Source organism: Secundilactobacillus hailunensis (assembly GCF_005405185.1).
In the GTDB taxonomy this organism is placed as follows: domain Bacteria; phylum Bacillota; class Bacilli; order Lactobacillales; family Lactobacillaceae; genus Secundilactobacillus; species Secundilactobacillus hailunensis.
Genome location: NZ_BJDO01000038.1, coordinates 1 through 23,569, shown reverse-complemented (window position 1 = coordinate 23,569; position 23,569 = coordinate 1). Strand labels below are relative to the sequence as shown.

Here is a 23,569-nt window from a genome sequence, read left to right as displayed (position 1 = left end):
TCCAGTGCTGTGTGTTTGGATCTAGGCATACAAAAATCCCTCCATAGTCATCAAATGAATTATTGTATTTCATCTGACAACCATAAAGGGATTATCGCAGGAATAGGTCTTATTTGGGTTAAATTCTGGAATCTACCGAGCTGTGTCACACACTCTTTTTTTAGTTTATGCTTTTAATCCTAAAGCCTTAACCTGTCCTTGAACGATCTGATCACACAGATCATCGTACCGGATACCGTCTGCTTCAGCTTCTTGCGGCATTAGCGACAGCGGTGTCATGCCTGGTAACGAGTTGGCTTCAATCACATATAGGCCATTGTCGTTCCAGAGAAAATCAATTCGACCATAGTTGCTGAGGCCTAACGCTTTGAAGGTCTTCAAAGAAATCTGCTTCATTTTATCGTGAACCTCATCTGGAATATCCGGTGGGGTCACAAACTTAGTGGTATTACCCGTCACAAATTTATGTTCAAAGTCGTACCAGCCATCCGTCACGATAATTTCAATAGCTGACAAAGCTTTACCGTTCACAACCGCCATTGAGAATTCACGGCCATCAATGTATTCTTCGACTAAAATTTCATCATCAAATTCAAAGGCTTTTTTTAAGTCCTGCTTAAATTCATCATCGTTTTTAGCAATGTACATACCCACGCTAGAACCGCCATTGACCGGCTTAATGAAAACTGGGAAGCCAAATGGCAAGACAACTGTTCCGGAGTCTTCCTTACGGATATTAACAAACTGCGCCGTTTTAATGCCGTTATACAACATGATTTCCTTAGAAACGCTTTTATCCATCGCGATTCCGGAAGCCAGTGCACCACTGCCCGTATACGGAATATTGTTTAGATCAAGAACTGCTTGAACCTTACCGTTTTCACCATCACCACCATGCAGACCGACCCAGACAATGTCAGCCATTGCCAAAATTTTTAACACGTTCGGGCCAAATAGCTGAGTAGACCCATCAGGACGTAACGCATTGATAACGTCATCCGTCATGATCTCATCCGAAATGTTAAGGTCAATATTTTGTTCTCGACTGGTAAATAGTTTCGCCATAGACTGATCGTCTGCGCCTGGTAAACCTAGAAATAAATCGACTAGCGCAACCTCATAACCCTTACGCCGTAATGCATTTGCTACCTTAGCACTAGAAGACAGGGACACGTTGCGTTCCGTTGAGCGACCACCCGCTAATACCACGATCTTCATAATTTTTTCCTCCGCTTCTTTCTTAGAACCTTAAGTATAGCAGAAAAGAATTGACGGAGCTAGATTTTGGCAAACGGTCTAATTGAATTTTCATTTTACATATCTCAGCAAAGGCTTACTGATCAAGGGCACTAAGACGCCTGCCATGATTGCTTCAGGTACCCCGTTTGTTGCCATAATGCCTAATAACCACGGCATCAAGGCATGCACGTTGAGTTTATCTAGTGGCAGCCAACCTAGGTAATACATGCCAGCCATAAACCCAAGTACCAAAATGGTATTGACTAACGAGCCGATAATCCCGGTCAATGACAATTGCCAGATCTTGGCGTCGCGCACATTACGAACCATTTTTAAGATTGCCCAGCCACTGACTAGACCAACTAATAATCGTGGCAGAATTGAAACTAATGGGTTAACTAACACGTAAATGGCCATGGGACTGGTCGGCCAGACGAAGGCCCGAATCCAGTTGATGAACCCCCAGGTAAAGCCGACCCAGGCCCCATCCTTGGGTCCCAGTAAAACGGCGGCAATCACTACTGTCACCTGAATGATCACGATACTAAATGGTCCCACCGGAATATAGCCTAGAAACGGCACAATACTTTGAACAAAAACAATGGCAATAAATAACGATAAAATCGAAATACGATAGGCGCGACTCTGTGTATTAATGACGTTCTCCCCCTTTCGTGATGTTGATCATCCAACTTAGATGGCTCTAATTTTACCGCGAATACACAGTTTTCACAATTAATAAAGACTATCTGATCGTCAACAAATACGCTGATCCAGCAAACTTAAAATACCATGATTTTCCGCCATTACTGGCCGTTGGAAAATCGTGGTATTTTAGTCAAAACTATTGCTTTTTAACTATTAATTATGCTAACCCCTGAATGGCTCTGCTATAAGCATCGGCACCCTTCATCGCCGCCACAACATCTGCCGGCGTCACTTTAAACGGCATTTCAGTCATGGTATCCGCTGGTGCGGTTGCTGCTTGACCAACTTTCAACAGATCGTCATCAGAAATATCTGCGATTCCGAGACTAGCAAAGGTCGTTGGTAAGCCCAATGCTAGATCAAACTCAAGATAGGATTGAATATCCTCGGTATCGCGGCCTTCTAGAAACAGCTGAGTCAACGTACCAAAGGCGACTTTTTCACCGTGGGTCTTGGCGTGCAGTGCCTCATTGGGTAAGGAAGTCAGCCCATTATGAATGGCATGAGCAGCAGCTAACCCGCCGCTTTCAAACCCAACACCGCTCATTAACGTATTGGCTTCAACGATCTTTTCCAAAGCTGGCGTAACGGCGTGGACCCCGGCAGCGTCAATAGCTTGCAGACCGTAAGCGAACAGTGTTTCTTCACACTTCTCTGCAATGGCGTTTCCCACCAAGGTCTGCTTAGCATTCAGCATCGTTTGGCCGTTACCCTTGGCAACTGCTTGAGCTTCAACGTTAGTCGCTAAAGCATCCGCAATGCCGGAAGCTAGCAACCGGGTTGGCGCGTTGGCAACCAGTTGTGTATCAACTAGGACTAAATCGGGATTTTTGCTGTAGAAGCGGTACTTTTCGAAACCACCGTCTGGCGTGTAGATCACCGATAACCGTGAACAAGGTGCATCCGTTGAGGCTAACGTTGGTAAAATTGCCACTGGCAACTTTAAATTGTCAGCAATGGCTTTAGCTGAATCCAGTGTCTTACCACCGCCGAGACCAATAATCAAATCAGCCCCAAAGTCTTGGCCAATGCCCGTAATGCGGTCGATTTCCTGATCCGAAGCTTCACCCTTGAATGTCACCTTACGAACATCAAACTTTTGCTGACCTAAGTAATCGATAAACTTTTTACCCACAATCTTATAGACCGTCGTATCAGCCATCACGATGGGTTTAGACCCTAACTTGTGCAAGGCTTCAGCACTGTCAAATAAGGCACCGCTACCTTGAACGTACGTCGATGGACTACCAAAAATTTTTGTCATCGGTGATTACCTCCATATTTGTATTTACGTCACCAGTATAACCCATATCGGTTGTAATGTATGCGGTTTCACTATTTCAAATAAAGCCACTTTCCATAATTCCGTTAAAGACTGCATTTTCTAATCATTTAAAGTAGAATAAGAGTAATTAGAACTAACTTGGAAGGAGATCGAAATGGCAGAACAATTTAAAATTACGATCACCAACATTATTTGGAGTTTTGACCGTGACCGTCACCAAGTTAATTTATTGCTTGTCCGGCGCGCAGATCAGCCTTTTGCAAAGTTTTGGGCACTGCCTGAAACGACCATGCGTGCTGACGAAAGTGCTGATGAGGCTGCTTTGCGATTGGTCCGTGAAAAAATCGGCTTGAAACTGGCCAGCTTCCATACTGAACAGCTAGCCACCTTTACCCACCCGGAACGCACACCCGGCCAGCGAACGCTCTCACTAGCTTACATGACCTTTTTACCTGAAATGCCCAAACTAACTCCAGGATACGGCGCTACCGATGCCCGCTGGTTTAGTATGCAAACAGCGGATGACCAAAGTGTGTTTACGAACGGTGAATTTAAATTTTTGACGACCCCTATTACGAACCAAACTGATTACTACGTCAGGCTGACCGACCGCAAAATCGATGCCACCGTTTCGTTAGCCTTTGATCATGACTGGATCCTCAAAATTGCCTGTGACCGAATCGCCAATAAGCTCGATTATCAGCCCAACATTTTGCTAATCTTAGGCGCCACTTTTACCCTTAAGCAGGCCCGGCAAGTTTTTGCGATTTTTAAACATCTTACGCTCGCCGATATCGATAATTCCAACTTTAAAAAGAACCACCGGCAGATTTTTGAAGCGGTGGGAACGGCTAGTCAAACCCACCCAGGCCGCCCTGCCAAAGTCTTTCGGTTGCGTTATTTATAATGTACAACCGGTAAGGACCAACGCCGTAATTGACACCAGTTTTTATCGTGAGTGTCCATCTCCTAAATATCCAGTCTTCTGTGATACTATGAGCATGTAATTAGACATGAATAGGAGGCTTTCACATTGACTGGTAGACTGGCAAATAAAGTAGCGCTCGTAACGGGCGGTGCAGCAGGGATTGGCTTAGCAACTGTCAAACGATTTCTTGAAGAAGGTGCTACCGTTGTTTTCACTGATATCAATGACGTGGCTGGTAAAGCTCAGGAAAAACAGTCAGCAACTGACAAGGCAGTTTTTATGAAACAGGACGTCAGTAAGGAAGCTGACTGGGACAAAGTCGTCGATGAAACAATCAAGCGGTTTGGCACAATCGATATTTTGTTTAATAACGCCGGTATTTTTAAACTCACTGCTTTACCTGACATTACTGAAGAGCAGTGGGATCAGACTATGGCAATCAATGCTAAGGGCGTCTTCTTTGGCATGAAACACGTGATTCCCCTGATGGCCAAGAAGCGCAATGGATCCGTGATCAATGCTTCTTCAGCTGCTGGGTTAGTCGGCACTGCTCAAACCGTGCTGTACGGTGCAAGTAAAGGTGCGGTTCGGTTAATGACTAAGCATGCCGCAATCGAATACGCTGCGCAACAAGTACGCGTTAATTCGGTTCACCCTGGCTTGATTGCAACCGAAATGGCTGATTACGCTTCTGATACTTATCAGCAGTCGAAAGCTGAATTGGGCAAAGTTCATCCACTGGGACGACTGGGCAAACCCGAAGAAGTCGCAGCCACCGTTGCCTTCTTAGCTTCGGATGATGCCTCGTTTATTACCGGAGTTGAAATTCCGGTGGATGGCGGCATGACGGCGGAATAATTTAGGTACAATGATTAAATATAATTTAATATCAAATAGCTATGAGTCAACGAATCTAACATCCGTTAACTCATAGCTATTTTTAAATATTCACAAAGTGTCACACGATACTGCGATAGTACGCAACCGTCTGCCCAAACTCCGTCTTAAAGTCGGCTTCGGGCTGCCACCCCAATTCACGTTCGATCTTGGAACTATCCACTGCATACCGGCGATCATGCCCTAGCCGATCAGCAACGTATTCAATGTGATCTTCGCTAATGCCCAGTTCCAAGCAGATCAACCGCACAATCTCATTATTTGACTGCTCATTATGACCGCCAATATTGTAGACCTCACCGGCGCGGCCACGGCGCATCACCAATTCAATTGCCCGGCAATTATCCAGCACGTATAACCAGTCGCGCACGTTTTTGCCGTCACCATAAATGGGCAGGGTTTCTCCTGCCAGGCCCCGGGTGATCATCCGTGGAATCAGTTTTTCTGGATGCTGCCGAGGCCCGTAGTTATTGGAACTACGCGTAATCGATACGTTTAGACCATAAGTTTCAAAATACGCTCTTGCCAGCATATCCGCGGAAGCTTTGCTGGCTGAATACGGTGAGTTCGGCTGCAAGGGCGATTCTTCGGTAAAAGTCCCCGTCTGGCCTAATGAGCCATAAACTTCATCCGTCGAGATCTGAATAAATTTCGTGACCTCAGCCGCTCTGGCAACGTCCAGTAACGCCAGCGTCCCCTCCACGTTAGTTGTCACGAAGGTATCGGGATTTTCAATCGACCGGTCCACGTGGGATTCGGCGGCAAAATTAACGATCGTCTCGATACCATATTCAGTAATCAAATGTTGAACTAATTCTCGATTACGAATATTACCCTGCACAAAGTGATAGCGGTTATCATCTGAAACACCATCCAAGTTATGTAAATTGCCAGCGTAAGTGAGCAGATCTAAATTCACAATGCTATCTTCAGGATGTTTTCGTAAGAGATACCGGATAAAATTACTGCCAATAAAGCCGGCACCACCTGTTACTAAAATTTTCATAATGTGCCCCTTTCAAATCTGTTGCTTAGCGTACACACCCGCACCGATCATCCCAGCCCAAGCCCCCAGCTGAGCAGGGACGATATCGCACACTTCTCGGGCAACTTTCAAGGCGTGACCGGCAATCACTGCTCGAGTGGGTGTTAACAGCCGATCTCCGGCAGCGGCCATTCCGCCACCGATAATGATCCGTTCTGGATTATACAGATTAATGGCTGACGCTAACCCATAGCCTAAAATTTCACCAGTCTCCTGCATCACCGTTTGGGCTAACTGATCCTGCTGGTCATAAGCCTCAGAGACCATTTTAGCGGTGATCTTAGTCTGGTCGTTATGCGTCCAATCAGTAATCACACTGGTTTCACCGGCTGCTAGATGTTCCTGAACCGTTTTGATCATGCCCCGAGCCGACACGTACCGCCCTAGGCAGCCCGAACTGCCGCACGCGCATGGCCGGCCATGACGATACATGTTCAAATGACCCAGTTCACCGGCACTGTTTGATTTACCGTACATCATCTGACCATCAGTAATGATCGCCGCACCCAGACCAGTACCTAGCGTCACCATCAGTACGTTTTGCTTACCACGACCAGCGCCTAATTGCCATTCGCCGTATAGATTGACCCGGACATCGTTATCAATGTAGGTCGGCAAATGAAACTGTGCTTCAATCAATTGCACCACCGGCACGTTTTCCCAGTTAGCAAAGTTAGGCGAAAAGATTGATAATCCTTTTTTAATGTCCATTTGTCCGGGAACGCCAATGCCGATCGACTTTATCCGGCTGGTATCTGTTTGAGTTTCAACTAATAGCTGCTTGATACCAGCAATCATGTTGGCCATCACCGTTTGGCTATTCGTCTCCGATTCGGCCGCTACTTTCAATTTAGTCTGAACGGTCAAATCATCGTTTAATAAACCAATTTTAATGTTGGTTCCACCTAGATCAATTCCAAGATACATCTCTTTCACCTGCTTGTAAGCGTTTTACATGATAATAACATACTGTCTCGACTTCGATAAATGATTTAGCACGGTCAAGACAAAAAGAAGGTCAGCTCCACATGAGTTGACCTTCCTTTGAACTATTTTTCATTAGGCTTATTTGTTTTTTTAGTTGGCGTTTCCTTACGTAATCGATCCGCTGTATCTAAAATATACTGACGCAGCTCATCCTTGATTTCCGGATGGGTCAAGCCGTATTCAACGTTGGTCTTGACGTAGCCGAACTTGTTGCCGACATCAAAGCGCTGACCCTTGAATTCATGGGCAAAGACACGCTGAGTCTGATTCAACTTATCGATTGCATCCGTCAGTTGAATCTCGCCGCCCTTACCCGGCTTTTGGTGTTCCAAAACATCAAAAATTTCCGGGGTCAGCAAGTACCGGCCAATAATAGCAAGATCACTGGGTGCTTCATCAATGGCGGGCTTTTCAACAAACCGGTTAACATTAAACAAGTCAGTATCTACTTGATCTTGGGGATCAATCACACCGTAAGCCGATACCTCATCATGAGGAACCTTTTTGACGGCCAGAATTGATGCGTGTGTCTTCTCGTATTCATTCATTAATTGTTTGGTCAATGGCACCTTATCGTTCATTAGATCATCGCCAAGCATCACTACAAAAGGTTCCCCCGCGATAAATGACTTAGCGTAACGAATGGCATCACCTAACCCATTAGGATATGGCTGGCGAATATAATAGAGATTCATGCCAGCTGCCGCAGTGGTTTCTTGAACCAGTTCCAGCAACTTAGTTTTACCCTTTTGCTTTAAATTTTGTTCCAGCTCAGGAGCGGAATCGAAATGGTCTTCAATAGACCGCTTTCCCTTGCCTTCAATGATCAGAATATCTTCAATGCCACTGGCCTTAGCCTCTTCAACAATGAACTGAATTGTCGGTTTATCGACAATTGGCAGCATTTCCTTTGCAAGCGCTTTAGTTGCTGGCAGGAAACGGGTCCCAAGACCGGCTGCCGGAATCACGGCTTTACGTACTTTCATGATTAGAATCTCCTCTATTAACAGAATCATGCTTATCAAAGCTAATTTCTATTTTACACTATGTGCCCGAAAAAAGGGGGCTTTTAATAAATTCATAACATAGTTACCGGTGATTAAGACACATTTAGTGTACTGTTTGCTGGAAAAACTCACGGACCCAGTCACTGTCACCGCCATTTTGATACTGACGTTCTAAGACGGCATACCGGCGCTTAGGAAATTCGTACCGGTTATGGTATTGAAGGTTATGCATCATTTCGCTAACCCCTTTTTGAAGTCCGCGAAGCATCCGATTCAAGTGTTCTGAGCGCAGATACTGCGTGCGTTTGGGTAAAGCTTAATGCTTAATCAAGAGACTGATTCTGCCTTATAATGAAACTTAGATAGAAGGCGGGTAAAAATGCTTCAAAATTCCTTTTCAGCAACCATTCAATATTTAATTGCCAGTATCCTCGGACCGGTGAAGACCAGACCGTCCAGCTTAAAACATACCGTGACCATTGATCACCAGCAGTATGCTTCAAAGTACACGGTGAGCCAGATACGCCAACGTTATCATCTGCGTTATCAAAAGAAGCGCGTCAATCATCAGCTGATCTACGTTAACCGCGTCTGGTTATACGCCACCACCGCCCGTAGCGGTATCTGGAACTACCAGCAGCCTACTCGAAGCAGTCAGGTCACCCACACTGGCCGGTTCATTGTTTTCAGAACTTGGCTAGGCGGCAATACTAGCAGATTAAATTACGTCAGTTTAAATACCGGCAAACTGTATACCACTAAAGTTATTAATCTGAACAAAAAATGATTATCAGCCCAGCGACTGATAATCATTTTTAATTTATTAACACTGTTCATCATTAGGTAAACAATCACAGGGCACCTGTTTAGGTGCTGTTTTAACTTTACGGCTCAATGCTGCTTGCAATTGCGCAATATCATCTTGCGTCAGGGTCACGTGGTCCACTAAGTTTAACAAAGTGGCCCCTTTCTTCATGGCACACAAATGATCAAATAACTGCTCAGCTGAACCGTTCATGGCCGCCGTTTCACTGATCGTTGCGGTATAGAGAAACCGCCGTTCTTTCTTCTCAGTCTTTAGCAGCCCCTTTTGCACGAGCCGCCGCAAAAGCGTTTTTATCGTCGAGTCAGACCACGACCGTTTTTCCTGCAGTAAATCAATCAGTTCACGAGAATAGATCTTACCCTTCGTCCACACGATCCGCATTAATTCCCACTCTGATGGTGTAATCTCTTGAATCGAATTCTGTACTGATTCGCTCATGGTTTAGCCCTCCGTTTACAGTTGTACACACTAGGAAAAGTTTAACATGGTCCACGTTGATGTCAATTAATTTCTACCTAAAATAATAACACTCACAGCCCGGTCTATACCTGAAGTCGCTTCAATTGTTAATTTGATTAATGTCCGTATAATGAACATCAAAGTTGCCCTCAGGTGACTGACTAAGGAGGAATTTGATCATGGTTAAAGTAGGCATTAACGGTTTTGGTCGGATTGGTCGTTTGATTTTACGTCGGGTACTTGAACTCAATGATCCGGATATTGAAGTTACCGCTATTAATGATTTAACAACCCCGTCCATGCTAGCGTATCTGTTTAAATATGATACCACCCATGGGACGGTGCCATACGATGTCTCCGCTACTGATGATTCATTGGTGATTGATGGTCACACCTTCCGCGTTTACGCCGAACGTGATGCTAAGAACATTCCCTGGGTCAAGGACAACGGTGTTGAACTCGTCTTGGAGTGCACCGGTTTTTACACTTCAAAAGAAAAGTCTCAGGCTCATCTGGATGCTGGCGTCAAGAAAGTTTTGATCTCCGCTCCAGCCGGCCCGATCAAGACGATTGTCTACAACGTTAACGAGGATACCATCACCGCTGACGATACGATCATCTCCGCTGGTTCCTGCACCACCAACGCGTTAGCCCCAATGGCCTATACGTTAAACAAAGAGTTTGGCCTGGAAGTGGGCACCATGACCGTTATCCACGCCTTTACCAGCTCACAAATGATTTTGGATGGGCCGAAGAGCAGCAAACTGCGCCCTAACCGGACCGCATCCGCCAACACGATTCCGCACTCAACTGGGGCCGCCAAAGCGATTGGTTTGGTCATTCCAGAATTGGACGGTCACTTACAGGGCCATGCCGAACGGGTAGCGGTTATTGATGGTTCCGTATGCGAACTGGTTTCGGTACTGGGTACTGAAGTCACTGCTGATCAGGTCAACGCCGCCATCAAGCCTTACACCGATGGCAACCCGTCATTTGGCTGGAATGAAGACAGCATTGTTTCTTCAGACATCATCGGTGATACCCACGGTGGCGTCTTCGATCCAACGTTGACCGAGGTCACGACCAACGGTAAGTTCCAAGTGGTTAAAACGGCTACTTGGTTTGATAACGAATACGGCTTCGTTTCCAACATGGTGCGGACTGCTAAAGCCTTCGCAGACGCATAAATTTAACTCACTAACATCTATCTGGCACGGCTGTTTATCAGCCGTGTTTTTTTGCGTTTAGTTGACGTTTGGAATCGCTGGCGTATCAAAGTTAGCTTGGGCCTTGGCATTGGTCGTTTTGGTCACCAACGCGTTAGCAGTGCCGTAATAGCCAATGTACTTAGTACCGCTGACCGTTACTGGTGCAGTCATTAGATCTTGGGTGTTCAATTTAAACTGCGTTTGCTGTTGAACCTGCTTAACCGTCCCGCTCGCGGCAGTGCCATACTGCCATTTTTGTGCCTTGATCTGGATTATTTCCCCAACAACTTGCCTACCACTCTTATTTTTACTGACTTTAGCAGTCACCGGGTACGCCTTGGTGGCAGCAAAGGGTAGCTGCCGCGTGGATTGATCGAACTGATCAGCACGTTTCTGATCTTGTTTTGCCTCCGAATTAGCTTGGGCAATGCCTTTTTTATAGGTGTATTGATTGGAATTTTTCTGATTGGCCTTATCTGTTGCCAGTTCACCATGGTAATTGGCTTTCTTACTTGCCAGTGTTTGGTTAAATGTTTGGCGCTCATTATCTTTGGCTAACCTGATGACCTGACTGACCCGCTGATGGTTCAGCGACTGCAAGGAAACACCCGTCACTTGATAATCAGTAACTCGTCTCTTTTGCTGGACCAAAACATCTTTCACCTGACTGTTAGACTTCGGTGCAGCCGTATTCAACCGGTACCAGACCTGTCTTTTAGCATTTTGAGCAGTGGTTACAAAGGCCACTTTGCCAGCTTTACTGGCAGTTGTCGAATGACCGCACCCCGCCAGACTGACCAAACTCACCCCTGCTAAGCCAACCAACATAACCCGCAATAAACGTAATTTCATCCGTAATTTTCCTCCTCAAGAATTTAGCTGTTTAATTTCACAATACCGTTCACGGCTTGCTCATGCAACACCGCAAAATTTAATTGGAAGTTGTAAATGCCAGGTATTTTAACCGATATAACGGTTACATTCAGATTGCTTCTTTCCATCGCTATACGTTTCGTTGTAAGATAAACAAGTGATTATGATATTACTGAAATCTACTTATATATTCTTAATGCTACATATCACATAATTCTATTGAAAGAAGGTTCTCCTGTGTCAAAACGGAACATCTTTATTGTCACCTTTGCATTATTACTTTCAAACGCCATGAGTGGTCTCGATAACACGATTATTAACACTGCGTTACCAGCCATTATTTCTGACCTTCATGGCATCGAGTTAATGGGCTGGATTGTTGCCGTCTTCCTATTAGGAACGGCCGTCAGCACTCCCCTTTGGAGCAAGTTAGGTGAACACATCGGCAACAAGCAAGCCTACCAATTAGCGGCCATGTTCTTCGTGGTCGGCTCGTTTCTCCAAGGAATTTCACCCAATATCGTTTTTCTGATTATCGCCAGAACGATTGCCGGAATTGGTAATGGCGGGGTGGTGTCACTACCCTATATCATCTACGCGCACCTGTACGAGAATCCCCGTAAACGGATGAAGGTCCTGGGATTTGTTTCAGCCAGTTACAGCATGGCAACGATCATCGGTCCGTTAGTCGGTGGCTACATTGTCGATACCTTCAGCTGGCACTGGGTCTTCTTCTTAAACGTCCCAGTCGGTTTAATTTCAGCAATTTTGGTACAGCTTTATTATAAATCTGATCCTAAATACCGGGTGGACAGTGCGGTGGATTATGCCGGCGCCTGCCTCATGAGCGTGGGTCTCATTGCCCTGCTGGCCGGTATTGAAATGATTGGCAGTGTGAACGCAATGATCGTGATTGCAGTTGTGGTCTTTGCTGCTATTTGTCTGGGTGTTTTATTCCACATCGAAGGACACGTGGATGATCCCATCATTCCGCGACGTCTATTTAAGAATCGCGCCCTGGTCATTGATTTTATTTTGTTTATGATCATTTGGGCAGCCTTTCTGGGATTCCTCATTTACAGTCCAATGTGGGCCCAAGCACTGCTGGGAACCAGCGCGCTAATTGGTGGGGCAACTCAAATTCCAAGTTCCGTCACTGATTTCATTGGTTCGAGTTCAGTGGCCCCTCTGCGCCGTGCGCTAACTCCCCAAAGGGTGATCGCACTAGGTATCTTTACCCTAGTCATCGCCTTTCTGCTGATGGTTGTGATGGGCGTTAAAGCGCCTTACTGGATGCTGCTATTGGCTGGAGTCTTCGAAGGCTTTGGTAATGGTGCTTGCTTCAACGAACTACAGGTCAAAGTCCAGCAGGATGCTGATCCTAAGGATGTCCCCGTTGCTACCTCTTTTAGTTTTCTGATTCGGATGCTGAGTCAAACGTTTATGGCCTCGATTTTTGGACTCATCATGAACAGTGCGCTGCGCCATGGCGTTGCCCGTTCTGGCGGTCAGATCACCATGAAAATGATGAACAAATTGAGTGATGCTGCTAGTGTTGGCTCACTGCCCGCTAAGTTGATTCCACAAATGCGCGTGATTCTGCACACTGGTCTGCATAACATCATGGTCGTGTCACTCATCTTAATGCTGATCGCCGGTAGTCTTAACATTTGGGCCCAGCAGCTTGAAAAAGCCAAGTATGCACACTTGGCAGCTCTTAAGACTGAAAAGTCAGCTTCATAGTTATTTAAAACCATAAAAAACGTACCAGTCAAATAAACGGCTGGTACGTTTTTTGGTCTTATCCCCTAAAACCGACTCATTTTTCGTCCTATTTGCTGCGCTGAATCAACTCTTTCATGACCGTCTGCAGCGTCTCAGCAAACGGTGCGTCCACATTAAGATGACTGCGATCAAGCCGCTGCTGCCACCATTTGTTCCGAATTTCCACGATTTTGGGCACGACCTGGCTGCCCGCTGTCGTAATCTTGATCACGTTTGTCGTCCGGTTATCAACGGATTGGGTCTGTGATACGTAACCCAGTTCGGATAACCGCTTAATTTCCCGGGTAATTTGACCCTTATTGATCACCAGTTTTTTGGCTAATTCGTTTTGACTGTGCTCACCCTGCTGCTCTAACAACAGTAATATGTATGCGTTGGTAACGTTTAAATTAAGTGCTTTGTAGATTGGCTGAGTATCCCGTTGAAAAGCACGGTGAATTATCGAAAAGCTTTGGGCTAAATCTCCCGGAAACGTTTGTAAAGTCAAAAAGATCCCTCCTGAATGAATACATGAATAATTTAATTATAACGTTAGATAACCTTTATTGAGCACATTACTTTAAAATCCTGTAAGTTTTTTCTGTGATAATTTTTAATTCATCCGTATTCAAGGCTAACTTAATGCGCTGGAATATTCCGTATAAGCCCTGAAACCGCTGTTGGTAGCGTGTTGAAGTCACTCGTCTAAAAAGCGCTGATGAACAAACTGCCTTTAACTTGCTTGACATTGTCATTAAAATAGCTTAGATTTATTAGCAACAAATAAAAGTAAAAAGTGCTTTTATTTTCACAGCATATAAGTTGTTTTTACTTTTATTTAAAATAGTTGTCACTGTTTGGGATTACGTAGAGGAGAGAGAACGTATGAAGGCAAAGAATATTAACAATCAAGATAGTCGGTTCAGCACCTGGAAAATTCATCTAACAGTCGCAACAACGACGCTCATACCAGCGGCGGTAGGCATCAACTACATCGCTAAAGCGCTGGCGGAAGGCCTCAAATTACCACTGTGGTTAGGCTCACTGGGCACCTTTCTAGCCAGTATGCTGGCGGGGCCAACTGCTGGCGCCATCAGCGGCTTTATTAATAACGTGATCTATGGCCTCACCCTATCGCCAGTTTCAACGGTTTATGCCATCACCAGTATTGGTATTGGTATCGCTGTGGGGATTTTATTTCACCGCGGCTGGTTTCAAAACGCTAAGCGGGTCTTTGTTTCGGCAATCATCATTGCGTTAGTTTCAACCATTATTTCCACCCCGCTAAACGTGATCTTCTGGGGTGGCCAAACTGGGGTTGCTTGGGGCGACGCGATCTTTGCCACGATGATTGGCAATCACATCAACATTTGGCTGGCCTCGTTCACCGATGAATTCGTTTTGGATCTGTTGGACAAATTCGCTGTGGCCTACTTGGCATTTTTAATTTATCGTCAATTACCGCAACGGATGATCAACTATTTCAAGGATAATCAATAATGGATATTCGAAATCACAGTCTTCAAAAGACCGTTCGATTACATTGGTATAACGTCATCGATCCCGTAACCAAACTGTTACTGGCACTGTTTTTGACCCTGCTGTCATTTCAGCTCACTGACTTATATTTTGAAGTCGGCTTGGTTTTGATTTCACTGACACTTCTGCTCCTGTCACGGCTTTCCGTGGCCACGCTGCACGCAGTCTCATTCAGCCTCTTTTTAATTGCCACGATGATCCTCATCCAAGGACTATTTAATAGTCATAACACGCATCCGCTAGTCACCATTTTATCGATCACCCTTTACCAAGAGGGCGTTCTTTACGCCCTCAATATGGGTACCCGGATACTGATCATCATCTTTTCCATCGGTTTTTTCATGAATACGACCACCATCTCGGAGAATGCGACGTACCTTGAATCGGTGGGAATGCCTTATAATCAGGTCTACTTACTCATGTCGGTCTGCTATATTCTGCCGCAGATCCAGCAAAATTTAAACAAGATTCAATTTGCTGAGAAAGCTCGGGGGATTAATCTCCAAAGAACGCTGATTCAAAAACTGCAGTCACTATTGCCAATCATGATTCCGCTCATCATCAAAACCTTTGATCAGTCGATCAATCGCTCAATTACCCTGCAGTTACGCGGCTTCAACAGTCCAGAACGGACGATTGCGACACCGATGTATCACTATTTCAAGCCAAAATTTAACCATTATTTTTTAGTGTTCATGATCATGATTTTAATCGGGGTTAAGCTATGGCAAATTATCAGCAACTTTCTCTAAATCACCTCAGTTTCACCTATCAGCATGACCGGAACCCGGTGTTGGACGACCTCACCGTCTCCGTACCGCTCAATCGCATTATCGGGATCATTGGTAATCACCACGCTGGTAAGACTACACTCTGTCGTGTCCTGGCCGGGATCGTCCCGCAGATTATTTCAGGCAAGCTAACGGGTGACTGTCAGATTGGCGACCAATCTCCCGTTCGAGACTGGCCGGCCTATAATCAACAAACCGGCTTTGTCCTGCAGGATCCCCACAGTCAATTAAGCGGGTTAGCTGACACGGTTGCCGACGAAATTGCCTTTGATCTCTTGAACCATGGCGTTAAAGAAACCGACATCCAGCAACGCGTGACAACAGTCGCCGCACAATTACAGCTAACAGCGCAGTTGCAGCAATCCCCCGATTCCCTATCAGGCGGTCAACTTCAGCGGTTAGCCATTGCCACAGCCATCGTCACTCACCCTAATGTGTTGATCTTAGATGATCCAACCAGTGAAATGGATCCGCAGGGAAGAAGGGACTTTTTCAATTGGCTCAAAACCGTCACCCATACCACGATCGTGATTGTTTCAAACGAAATTGATGAGCTGTGTGAAACGGCTGATGAGCTGTGGATACTCGAAAAGGGCCACCTCGTCAGCCACGGCACACCACTGCAAGTGATGAATCACCTTAACCCAGAATGGCAGGTGACAACACCTATGGTCTATCAACTGGCGAGGTTGATGAATTGGCCATTGGCTATTAAACCGACACTTTTTCCAGTAACTCTCAATCAGCTTCGGAGGTGTGTGAATGTCAATCATTCAAATCAGTGATTTACGCTATCAGTATCCAGCCAGCGATTTTCAGCTCTCAATTAATCAACTGTCAATTGCTGATTCATTGGTCGCCATCGTGGGGCAAAACGGTGCCGGTAAATCTACTCTGTTTAAACTCTTAACCGGCCTCATTCAGCCGCAAAAAGGCGAGATTAACATCAACCAGCAAAATTTAGCACGCTTAACGCCTGAGGAGCGTTTACGCACGATCGGCATCATTTTTCAAGATCCTAGTTCGCAATTATTTAACGCAACCGTTGAAAAAGAAGTTGCCTGGAGTCTATCGCAGCTTGAATCAGATGCAGAGTTGATTCAAGCTACCATAAAAAAGGCGTTGGCTTCAGTCGGCTTAACCAAACTCAAAGACCAGAACCCCTTTGATCTCTCACTGCCAGAAAAAAAGCTGCTGACCATCGCCACAGTGCTAGCAATCAACCCGCAGATCTACCTATTTGATGAGCCTATGATGTCACTTGACTGGCCCAGTCAGCGCTTGGTGACTGTACTGATACAACATCTCGCTCAAACGGGTCATCAAGTCATTGCCATCACCCATGACATGGACTGGGTAGCTGCTACGTTCCCTAAAATGGTCGCCTTAGCGGCTGGTAACGTTGTTTTCGAAGGAGTACCCACTAACTTTTTCTCTTGCCCAGAACCCGTTAAAAAGGCCGGTCTTTTACCACCGCGAATCATGACCATCGCTCAGGAAGTTTTTAACGATCATCAAGTTTACCTGACACCGCAAGACTATGCCGAAAAGCACCTAGTTCACTAATAATCCTTGGTGATGTTGCATTGAAACATCTCGCTAAAAAGGCTAGTTTCAAATCCTCCAGCAGGACTTGAAACTAGCCTTTTTTGGACCTCTCAGCCCACAAAAAAGCAGCTCTTCCTAAACGGGAAAAGCTGCTTTGAACGCATATACCAATTGATATTAACGCTTTGAGAATTGACCAGCCTTACGGGCCTTTTTAAGACCTGGCTTCTTACGTTCTTTCATACGTGCATCACGAGTTAATAAACCGGCACGCTTGAGGGGACCACGAAAATCAGGGTCTACTTCGAGCAATGCACGGGCGATACCGTGACGAGTAGCGCCAGCTTGACCTGAGAAGCCACCACCATTAACGTTTGCTAAAACATCATAGTTACCTAAGGTTTCAGTAACGTTAAATGGTTGAACAACCACTTCACGCAAGTTAGCGAATGGAATGTAATCTTCGATTGCTTTGTCGTTCATAGTGATCTTACCAGTACCTGGTACTAAACGAACCTGAGCGACTGAATCTTTACGACGGCCAGTGCCGCGATATTGTACTTGAGCCAATTTGATTTCCTCCTTAAATTAGGTTAGTGATATCCAAAACTTCAGGCTTTTGAGCAGCATTGTCATGTTGGTCGCCAGCGTAAACGTGAAGCTTCAAGCCGATATTGTGACCTAATGAAGTATGAGGAAGCATACCCTTGACAGAAGTTTCAATCAATTTTTCTGGGTCATTTGCACGAAAATCACCAGCAGTGCGTTGCTTTAAACCGCCTGGGTGGCTCGTATGATGGTAATAGATCTTCCGTGTAGCCTTCTTACCCGTTAAAGCAACTTTCGAAGCATTGATCACAATAACGTGATCACCAGTATCTACATTTGGGGTGAACGTTGGCTTATTCTTTCCACGTAAGATGTTAGCGACAGCTGAAGCAAGACGTCCCAAGGGAACATCAGTTGCATCAACCACGTACCACTTGCGATCCACGTCACCTGGTTTAGCCATATATGTTGTACGCACGATTAATTTCCTCCAATTTCAGTGTTTGTTTGACATCCAATAACAAGTTTCCGGGGCCTATCGTGGGGCAAACAATACCAATTAACATAGTACAAATTTCTGCCCCTTAAGTCAAGGGTTTTCCGGATTTGTTTTCATTCTAATTTATAAAACTGATAGTTGCCCACCTAACTTACTAGATCTGGTTTACCGTTGCCGTTTAGGTAATTTAGTGGGATGTTCGGGATCATCTCCCTCATAATAAACGTGCTTCAGATATAACCCGCTTGCCGGAACCGTCCGCCTGGCAGCGCGACGGTCATTGATCCGGTACAGATTTAAAATATCGTCCACTGGCCGGGTACCAGAACCAATCTCAACCAGCACCCCAACCATGATGCGCACTTGATTATAAAGAAACCCGTTGCCGTAAAACTCAAATACCAACTCGTTATTGGGCCGATCTAAATGACAGCCAGCTTCGTAGATCGTCCGGTAGTTCGTCCGGGCTGAGGAACCCGATGCCACAAAGCTCGTGAAGTCGTGTTCGCCGATCAGGTCCTTAGCAGCCTGATTGATTCGGTCAACGTCAACTGGGAATTTCCAGTGACCCGTGTAGTTGCGCTTAAATGGGTTACGGAACTCACCTAAGTCCATCCGGTACAGGTAACACTTGCCAGAAACATCATAGCGGGCATGAAAATCCTCGCTAACGATGTCAACGTGCAAGACCTCCATATCTACCGGCAACATGCTATTTAAGCCCTTACGCATGCTTTCTGCCGTCAGATTAAAGGGCATATCAAAATGAACCACCTGCCCTAAAGCGTGAACGCCAGCATCCGTCCGACCAGACCCATAGATCACAATAGCTGGCGTGGGATTCTTCGCCATCTTGTTGACGACCCGCGTCAGTTCGCTTTCAATCGTTCGCATATGGGGCTGGCGCTGAAAGCCGGCAAAGTTGGTGCCATCATAGGCCAATATAATTTTATATCTCAACAGAATTTATCCTCTCAACTAAAATAACGTAATCCAATGACGGCACTTAAACTCACCACGTAGATGACCAATGACACGGTATCCAAGCGGTGCCATTTTAACTGCCGGTATTTGGTCCGGTTCTCGCCGTCTTGATAGCCCCTGGCTTCCATGGCAGTGGAGATTTCGATGGCCCGGTTAAACGCGTTGACAAACAGCGGAATTAAAATCGGCACGATCGTCTTAATCCGCTGTCGCAGACCACCAGCGCCAAAATCAACCCCACGAGAACGCTGGGCATTCATGATCTTTTCAGCTTCGTCCATTAACGTGGGCACAAACCGCAATGCCAAAGACAGCATCAAGGCCAGCGTGGCCACCGGAAAATGAAACTTGCGCAGCGGACTCAAAAGCGATTCGATGCCATCCGCAATTTCCAGCGGTTCGGTAGTGAACGTTAAAATAGTCGAGATCAAGATAATCAGCACGAACCGCATTAAAATTAAACCGGCACTATTCAGACCATTTTGACTCACCACTAACCAGCCCCACTGCCAATAAACGTGACCGCCAGCGCCAAAGAAGACTTGGATTAGGACGGTAAAAATCATCAGCCAAAATAAGGGCATTAATCCCCGAATATAGACTCTTAGCGGAATTGCCGAAGCTACTACTGAAGCTAATAGCAGCACCGTCATAATCAGGTACGTCCAAAAATCATTGGCGAAGAACACCACGGCAATGTATAAAAAGCTCAGGACTAATTTTGCCCGGGGATCCAATCGGTGAACCCAGGAATGTCCGGGAATGAAGCGGCCAAACATGACTTTATTCATGGCTGATCGCCCCCTTGGATAACTGTGGTGTCAACTGATCAGCTAGTTCCTCAACGGTCAGTGGCATGGTCTTAAAAGTAAATCCAGCCTGCTGCAGTTCATAGGCCATTTTAGTTGCGGACGGTAGGCCTAACTGATGGTCTTCCAGCCACTTAGGGTCGCTAAAAATCTTCCTAGGTGTCCCCTGCTTAATGAGTTCACCATGACCCATTACGATCACCTGGTTCGCATAATTTGCCACATCATCCATCTGGTGGGTGATGAGCACGATCGTCAGGTTCTGTTCTTGACGCAGTCGGGTTACCAGTTGCATGATTTCTAACCGGCCACGAGGATCCAGCCCCGCTGTAGGCTCGTCTAATACCAGTACCTCCGGCTCTAACGCTAAGACACCGGCGATGGCAGCCCGTCGCATTTGACCGCCAGACAGATCAAACGGTGACCGCTTTAAAAGTGCCTCATCAAGACCCACTTCGCCTGCCATCCGTTTTGCCAGCACTAGCGCATCCGTCTCCGAAATACCGAAGTTCTGCGGACCAAACGCAATGTCTTTGATCACCGTTTCTTCAAATAACTGGTTTTCCGGAAATTGAAACACAATACCAACCTTTTTTCGAAGCGGTTTTAAATGTTTATTTTTCGTTTCATTATTGATCACTCTGTCGCCAATTTTAACCGTCCCGGAAGACGGCTTCAATAGCGCATTTAAATGCTGAATCAGTGTGGACTTACCACTACCGGTCTGTCCAATCACCGCTGTAAACGACCCCGGTGTAATCTGCAGATCAATATTCTTAAGGGCTTGGACCGCAAAGGGCGTCCCAGCCTGATACCAATAATCTACTTGTTCAAACGTGATGTCCGTAGCCAATCGATTAAGCCCCTTTCATCTAAATAAGATTGCGGAACAGCAACGTGCCGTTTCTGCAGTGCGTCTTTGAGCTTTTCGGACAGCGGAACGTCAAGTCCCATGTCGATTAACTGCTGACCATGATTAAAGATGTTATCAGGGGTCGCCTCTTCCACAAAGCGCCCGTCATCGATCACCACCAGCCGATCAGCGTTAGCCGCTTCGTCAATATCATGGGTGATGGAAAGAACCGTTAAATTGAGATCCGTTTTTAACTGCTGAATCACGGCTAAGATCTCTTGTCGGCCACGAGGATCCAGCATACTGGTGGCTTCATCCAAAATCAGGATCTTCGGTGCAATAGCGATAATACCAGCCAGTGCGACCCGCTGTTTTTGACCACCGGAAAGGTTCGCTGGTTCGCGATCCTTATAAGCAGACATACCGACTTGTTTCAAGGCCCGATCGACTTTAACCACCATCGTATCACGGTCAACGCCGCGATTTTCCATACCAAACGCCACGTCGTCAGCCACGGTAGCACCCACAAATTGGTTATCAGGGTTTTGGAAAACCATGCCCACCTTTTCCCTGATCTGCCAAACACTGTCAGGCGTCAATTCTTGACCATCAATGGTGATCTTACCGGAATCGGCAGCCATTAACCCAATTAGCAGTTTGGCCAGCGTACTCTTACCACTGCCGTTATGGCCAACAATGGCCACCCAGTCGCCAGCCTGAATCTCAAAGCTGACGTCATCAATAGCTTTAGTATCACTATTACTATATTGATAATTTAAATGTTCAACCTGAATAATGGCCATTTATAATTTCCCCGTTTTTTAAAATTCACATGCTATTATAACAAATCTTATCCCCACAATGGTACTTTCACAGCTTTTTTTCAAGATAGTATGAGTTATTATTTGGCATGCTCAGTAATGTAGCCTATAATTGTCATATCGGAAACGCTTTCACATTTTAGCATAGGAGGTTTTTAAATGACCAAAAATATCGTGGTCGTTGGTGCGGGTTTTGCTGGGGTTCTCACAACAAAAAAACTCGCTAAACGGTTTAAATCTAATTCTGACGTGACGATTACTTTGATTGATCGCCACTCATATTTCACATACTTAACTCAACTTCACGAAGTAGCCACGGAACGGGTTCAGCCTGACGCCATTCAATACGATTTACAGCATTTATTCAATCATAATAAGAACGTCAAGTTGGTCACGGATTCCATTACTCAAGTGGATAAGGATAATAAAGTGGTAACCGGTGAAAACGGTCAGTATCCGTTCGATAGTTTAGTGATCAGTATGGGTGGTGAACCTAATGACTTCGGAACACCTGGAGTTAAGGAAAATGGTTACACCCTTTGGTCCATGGAAGACGCCATCCGGCTACGCACCCACTTAGATGACATCGTTCGACAAGGCGCTTCAGAAACCGATCCAGCAAAGCGCCAAGCAGCGCTAACCATCGTTGTCTGCGGTTCTGGATTCACGGGTGCTGAAACCATTGGCGAATTGATCGACTACAAGAAGATCTTGGCCAAACGCTACCGCATCGACGTTAACGAAATTAAGGTCATCTTAGTTGAAGCATCCCCTACCATTATCAAGATGCTGGATCGAACGAACGCAGCTCACGCTGAAAAATACATTAAAGCTAATGGTATTGAAGTTCGCGCTTCATCAGCTATCACTAAAGTTAACGCAGATTCAGTAGAAATCAAGGAACAAGATCCAATCTCGACCAATACCTTGATTTGGACCGCTGGTGTCAAGACCAACCACATTGTCGATGAATTTGGTATCGAAGCTGGTCGTGGCGGTCGTTTGGTAACCAACAAATATCTGCAAGCTACCGGTTTTGAAGACCAGAGCATTTACGTTGCTGGTGATGACGCCAACGCGACTGAGGAGGGTGCTGAACGTGCAGTTCCTCAAACCGCACAGGAAGCTGAATTTGAATCATACGTCGTGGCTCACAATGTGAGTGAAGACATCAACGGCTCACAAAGTTATGAAGCATTCAAAGATAAAAACATGGGCTTCATGGTCTCATTTGGGTACCGGTACGGTATTGCACAAGTCTTTGGTAAACGAATCCGGGGTTGGTTTGCGACAGCCATGAAGCATGGCGGTAACCTGCTGTACTTCGGCCGTATCCGCTCTGGTTACGCAATGTGGAAGTACCTGATGAATGAAATCTTCAAGACGAAAAATAAGCGAACCGTCCTAGGCAGCAACACAGCCACGAATACCAACGTTCTTTGGACGCTGCCACTACGCTTATTCTTTGGCTTAGGTCTCTTCTTTGATGGGATGAGTAACATGGGTGGTACTGCTGGTTGGATGACGACCCTATCGCCAACAATGGGAACTATCGAATTGATTCTGGGCATCCTGATTTTCTTCGGTCTAGCTACCTGGTGTGCGAACTTCCTAGTTATTCTGGGATTCCTATTTCTGGTTCATACCTGGCCGGCTAGCTGGATACTATTCGTCGCATTTGCACTGCTCAACGGGTCTGGTCGGACATTTGGCTTAGATATCTGGTTTGTGCCGTGGTTACAACGAACATGGAGCAAATCCCGCTATGGAACGCCAAAATCAATTTACCGTCAAAAGTAAGTTGAGACTCAAAACGAGATAATGCTTTCGCTAGTTCAAGCTGAGATATTGGTAAGCACACTATAACCGAACGTCTATGAATGCGTCTAACGGCGCAGTATGATCACCTTATCAATTATGATGAGGTGATTTTTTATGACTAAGCTTCAA

The 23,569-nt window shown here is 45.7% G+C and carries 26 protein-coding genes; 10 read left to right on the top strand and 16 right to left on the bottom strand.

The annotated features are described in order from the left end of the window. Positions 1–165: 165 nt before the first annotated feature. From FFM73_RS09465 to FFM73_RS09455, 3 genes are all read right to left on the bottom strand, one after another. Positions 166–1,218, bottom strand: a complete 1,053-nt coding sequence (locus FFM73_RS09465; protein WP_137631515.1) for a D-alanine--D-alanine ligase family protein — start codon at positions 1,216–1,218, stop codon at positions 166–168. 90 nt (positions 1,219–1,308) lie between these two features. Beyond that, positions 1,309–1,842, bottom strand: a complete 534-nt coding sequence (locus FFM73_RS09460; protein WP_373278658.1) for an ECF transporter S component — start codon at positions 1,840–1,842, stop codon at positions 1,309–1,311. Between the two features lie 262 nt (positions 1,843–2,104). Continuing rightward, a complete protein-coding gene (locus tag FFM73_RS09455) occupies positions 2,105–3,211 on the bottom strand; it encodes a glycerol dehydrogenase (protein WP_137631513.1) in 1,107 nt (368 codons plus the stop codon). 175 nt (positions 3,212–3,386) lie between these two features. Here FFM73_RS09455 and FFM73_RS09450 point away from each other — a divergent pair, with 175 nt between their 5' ends. After that, complete coding sequence (locus FFM73_RS09450; protein WP_137631512.1) at positions 3,387–4,139, top strand: NUDIX domain-containing protein; 753 nt, start codon at positions 3,387–3,389, stop codon at positions 4,137–4,139. Between the two features lie 126 nt (positions 4,140–4,265). After that, positions 4,266–5,018 (top strand): SDR family NAD(P)-dependent oxidoreductase, encoded by a 753-nt coding sequence (locus FFM73_RS09445; RefSeq protein ID WP_137631511.1) that lies wholly within the window; start codon positions 4,266–4,268, stop codon positions 5,016–5,018. Between the two features lie 100 nt (positions 5,019–5,118). On the opposite strand, the gene rfbB is transcribed toward FFM73_RS09445, so the two are convergent. From rfbB to FFM73_RS13100, 4 genes are all read right to left on the bottom strand, one after another. Beyond that, positions 5,119–6,063: a dTDP-glucose 4,6-dehydratase gene (gene rfbB / locus FFM73_RS09440; RefSeq protein ID WP_137631510.1), complete on the bottom strand. Its 945-nt coding sequence runs from the start codon at positions 6,061–6,063 to the stop codon at positions 5,119–5,121. 12 nt (positions 6,064–6,075) lie between these two features. Then, positions 6,076–7,029 (bottom strand): ROK family protein, encoded by a 954-nt coding sequence (locus tag FFM73_RS09435; RefSeq protein WP_235874495.1) that lies wholly within the window; start codon positions 7,027–7,029, stop codon positions 6,076–6,078. 122 nt (positions 7,030–7,151) lie between these two features. After that, a complete protein-coding gene (gene galU / locus FFM73_RS09430; RefSeq protein ID WP_137631508.1) occupies positions 7,152–8,075 on the bottom strand; it encodes a UTP--glucose-1-phosphate uridylyltransferase GalU in 924 nt (307 codons plus the stop codon). Between the two features lie 124 nt (positions 8,076–8,199). Beyond that, entirely contained in the window at positions 8,200–8,331 is a 132-nt protein-coding gene (locus FFM73_RS13100; protein ID WP_268920522.1) for a hypothetical protein, read from the bottom strand. A 144-nt stretch (positions 8,332–8,475) separates the two neighbouring features. Between FFM73_RS13100 and FFM73_RS09425 the strand changes: the two genes are divergently transcribed. Further along, positions 8,476–8,883, top strand: coding sequence for a hypothetical protein (locus FFM73_RS09425; protein ID WP_137631507.1), 408 nt, complete (start codon positions 8,476–8,478; stop codon positions 8,881–8,883). A 36-nt stretch (positions 8,884–8,919) separates the two neighbouring features. On the opposite strand, the gene FFM73_RS09420 is transcribed toward FFM73_RS09425, so the two are convergent. Then, positions 8,920–9,360 carry a CopY/TcrY family copper transport repressor gene (locus FFM73_RS09420; protein ID WP_137631506.1) on the bottom strand — a complete coding sequence of 147 codons (441 nt, stop codon included), beginning with the start codon at positions 9,358–9,360 and terminating at the stop codon, positions 8,920–8,922. 197 nt (positions 9,361–9,557) lie between these two features. Between FFM73_RS09420 and gap the strand changes: the two genes are divergently transcribed. Next, on the top strand, positions 9,558–10,568 hold the full coding sequence (gap, locus tag FFM73_RS09415) for a type I glyceraldehyde-3-phosphate dehydrogenase (RefSeq protein ID WP_171001266.1): 1,011 nt from the start codon (positions 9,558–9,560) through the stop codon (positions 10,566–10,568). Positions 10,569–10,625: 57 nt separating this feature from the next. On the opposite strand, the gene FFM73_RS09410 is transcribed toward gap, so the two are convergent. Beyond that, positions 10,626–11,441 carry a hypothetical protein gene (locus FFM73_RS09410; RefSeq protein WP_137631504.1) on the bottom strand — a complete coding sequence of 272 codons (816 nt, stop codon included), beginning with the start codon at positions 11,439–11,441 and terminating at the stop codon, positions 10,626–10,628. A 258-nt stretch (positions 11,442–11,699) separates the two neighbouring features. Here FFM73_RS09410 and FFM73_RS09405 point away from each other — a divergent pair, with 258 nt between their 5' ends. After that, the gene (locus FFM73_RS09405) at positions 11,700–13,205 is read left to right on the top strand and encodes an MFS transporter (protein WP_137631503.1); all 1,506 of its coding nucleotides are present in this window, start codon (positions 11,700–11,702) and stop codon (positions 13,203–13,205) included. 88 nt (positions 13,206–13,293) lie between these two features. Here FFM73_RS09405 and FFM73_RS09400 read toward each other — a convergent pair whose 3' ends face one another. Continuing rightward, positions 13,294–13,734, bottom strand: coding sequence for a MarR family winged helix-turn-helix transcriptional regulator (locus FFM73_RS09400; protein WP_137631502.1), 441 nt, complete (start codon positions 13,732–13,734; stop codon positions 13,294–13,296). 377 nt (positions 13,735–14,111) lie between these two features. Here FFM73_RS09400 and FFM73_RS09395 point away from each other — a divergent pair, with 377 nt between their 5' ends. From FFM73_RS09395 to FFM73_RS09380, 4 genes are read left to right on the top strand one after another with little or no spacing between them, the layout of a single operon-like run. Further along, positions 14,112–14,726, top strand: a complete 615-nt coding sequence (locus FFM73_RS09395; RefSeq protein WP_137631501.1) for an ECF transporter S component — start codon at positions 14,112–14,114, stop codon at positions 14,724–14,726. Continuing rightward, positions 14,726–15,517: an energy-coupling factor transporter transmembrane component T gene (locus tag FFM73_RS09390; RefSeq protein ID WP_137631500.1), complete on the top strand. Its 792-nt coding sequence runs from the start codon at positions 14,726–14,728 to the stop codon at positions 15,515–15,517. The genes FFM73_RS09395 and FFM73_RS09390 overlap by 1 nt, the downstream gene beginning before the upstream one ends. Next, a complete protein-coding gene (locus FFM73_RS09385) occupies positions 15,490–16,341 on the top strand; it encodes an ABC transporter ATP-binding protein (RefSeq protein WP_137631499.1) in 852 nt (283 codons plus the stop codon). Before FFM73_RS09390 ends, FFM73_RS09385 begins: the two co-directional genes overlap by 28 nt. Continuing rightward, the gene (locus FFM73_RS09380) at positions 16,319–17,122 is read left to right on the top strand and encodes an energy-coupling factor ABC transporter ATP-binding protein (protein ID WP_137631498.1); all 804 of its coding nucleotides are present in this window, start codon (positions 16,319–16,321) and stop codon (positions 17,120–17,122) included. The genes FFM73_RS09385 and FFM73_RS09380 overlap by 23 nt, the downstream gene beginning before the upstream one ends. 159 nt (positions 17,123–17,281) lie before the next feature. Here FFM73_RS09380 and rpsI read toward each other — a convergent pair whose 3' ends face one another. The 6 genes from rpsI to FFM73_RS09350 all read right to left on the bottom strand — a co-directional run bounded on the left by rpsI (position 17,282) and on the right by FFM73_RS09350 (position 21,601). Next, positions 17,282–17,674, bottom strand: a complete 393-nt coding sequence (rpsI, locus tag FFM73_RS09375; RefSeq protein WP_137631497.1) for a 30S ribosomal protein S9 — start codon at positions 17,672–17,674, stop codon at positions 17,282–17,284. 13 nt (positions 17,675–17,687) lie between these two features. Continuing rightward, positions 17,688–18,131 carry a 50S ribosomal protein L13 gene (gene rplM, locus FFM73_RS09370; protein WP_137631496.1) on the bottom strand — a complete coding sequence of 148 codons (444 nt, stop codon included), beginning with the start codon at positions 18,129–18,131 and terminating at the stop codon, positions 17,688–17,690. A 186-nt stretch (positions 18,132–18,317) separates the two neighbouring features. After that, positions 18,318–19,115 carry a tRNA pseudouridine(38-40) synthase TruA gene (truA, locus tag FFM73_RS09365; RefSeq protein ID WP_137631495.1) on the bottom strand — a complete coding sequence of 266 codons (798 nt, stop codon included), beginning with the start codon at positions 19,113–19,115 and terminating at the stop codon, positions 18,318–18,320. An 11-nt stretch (positions 19,116–19,126) separates the two neighbouring features. Continuing rightward, positions 19,127–19,927 carry an energy-coupling factor transporter transmembrane component T family protein gene (locus FFM73_RS09360; protein WP_137631494.1) on the bottom strand — a complete coding sequence of 267 codons (801 nt, stop codon included), beginning with the start codon at positions 19,925–19,927 and terminating at the stop codon, positions 19,127–19,129. Continuing rightward, a complete protein-coding gene (locus FFM73_RS09355; RefSeq protein ID WP_137631493.1) occupies positions 19,920–20,798 on the bottom strand; it encodes an energy-coupling factor ABC transporter ATP-binding protein in 879 nt (292 codons plus the stop codon). Before FFM73_RS09355 ends, FFM73_RS09360 begins: the two co-directional genes overlap by 8 nt. After that, positions 20,768–21,601 (bottom strand): energy-coupling factor ABC transporter ATP-binding protein, encoded by an 834-nt coding sequence (locus tag FFM73_RS09350; RefSeq protein WP_137631492.1) that lies wholly within the window; start codon positions 21,599–21,601, stop codon positions 20,768–20,770. The genes FFM73_RS09355 and FFM73_RS09350 overlap by 31 nt, the downstream gene beginning before the upstream one ends. A 177-nt stretch (positions 21,602–21,778) precedes the next feature. On the opposite strand from FFM73_RS09350, the gene FFM73_RS09345 reads away from it, so the two are divergent. Next, a complete protein-coding gene (locus FFM73_RS09345; RefSeq protein WP_137631491.1) occupies positions 21,779–23,419 on the top strand; it encodes an FAD-dependent oxidoreductase in 1,641 nt (546 codons plus the stop codon). Positions 23,420–23,569: the final 150 nt, after the last annotated feature.

Excerpts from the sequence above, each read along its gene's own strand:
- rfbB (WP_137631510.1), bottom strand. The coding sequence starts at position 6,063 with ATGAAAATTTTAGTAACAGGTGGTGCCGGCTTTATTGGCAGTAATTTT.
- FFM73_RS09350 (WP_137631492.1), bottom strand. The coding sequence starts at position 21,601 with ATGGCCATTATTCAGGTTGAACATTTAAATTATCAATATAGTAATAGT.
- galU (WP_137631508.1), bottom strand. The coding sequence starts at position 8,075 with ATGAAAGTACGTAAAGCCGTGATTCCGGCAGCCGGTCTTGGGACCCGT.
- FFM73_RS09380 (WP_137631498.1), top strand. The coding sequence starts at position 16,319 with ATGTCAATCATTCAAATCAGTGATTTACGCTATCAGTATCCAGCCAGC.
- FFM73_RS09395 (WP_137631501.1), top strand. The coding sequence starts at position 14,112 with ATGAAGGCAAAGAATATTAACAATCAAGATAGTCGGTTCAGCACCTGG.
- FFM73_RS09360 (WP_137631494.1), bottom strand. The coding sequence starts at position 19,927 with ATGAATAAAGTCATGTTTGGCCGCTTCATTCCCGGACATTCCTGGGTT.
- FFM73_RS09450 (WP_137631512.1), top strand. The coding sequence starts at position 3,387 with ATGGCAGAACAATTTAAAATTACGATCACCAACATTATTTGGAGTTTT.
- FFM73_RS09345 (WP_137631491.1), top strand. The coding sequence starts at position 21,779 with ATGACCAAAAATATCGTGGTCGTTGGTGCGGGTTTTGCTGGGGTTCTC.
- FFM73_RS09420 (WP_137631506.1), bottom strand. The coding sequence starts at position 9,360 with ATGAGCGAATCAGTACAGAATTCGATTCAAGAGATTACACCATCAGAG.
- FFM73_RS09410 (WP_137631504.1), bottom strand. The coding sequence starts at position 11,441 with ATGAAATTACGTTTATTGCGGGTTATGTTGGTTGGCTTAGCAGGGGTG.
- FFM73_RS09455 (WP_137631513.1), bottom strand. The coding sequence starts at position 3,211 with ATGACAAAAATTTTTGGTAGTCCATCGACGTACGTTCAAGGTAGCGGT.
- FFM73_RS09435 (WP_235874495.1), bottom strand. The coding sequence starts at position 7,029 with ATGTATCTTGGAATTGATCTAGGTGGAACCAACATTAAAATTGGTTTA.
- FFM73_RS09465 (WP_137631515.1), bottom strand. The coding sequence starts at position 1,218 with ATGAAGATCGTGGTATTAGCGGGTGGTCGCTCAACGGAACGCAACGTG.
- FFM73_RS09425 (WP_137631507.1), top strand. The coding sequence starts at position 8,476 with ATGCTTCAAAATTCCTTTTCAGCAACCATTCAATATTTAATTGCCAGT.
- FFM73_RS13100 (WP_268920522.1), bottom strand. The coding sequence starts at position 8,331 with ATGATGCATAACCTTCAATACCATAACCGGTACGAATTTCCTAAGCGC.
- FFM73_RS09390 (WP_137631500.1), top strand. The coding sequence starts at position 14,726 with ATGGATATTCGAAATCACAGTCTTCAAAAGACCGTTCGATTACATTGG.
- FFM73_RS09385 (WP_137631499.1), top strand. The coding sequence starts at position 15,490 with ATGGCAAATTATCAGCAACTTTCTCTAAATCACCTCAGTTTCACCTAT.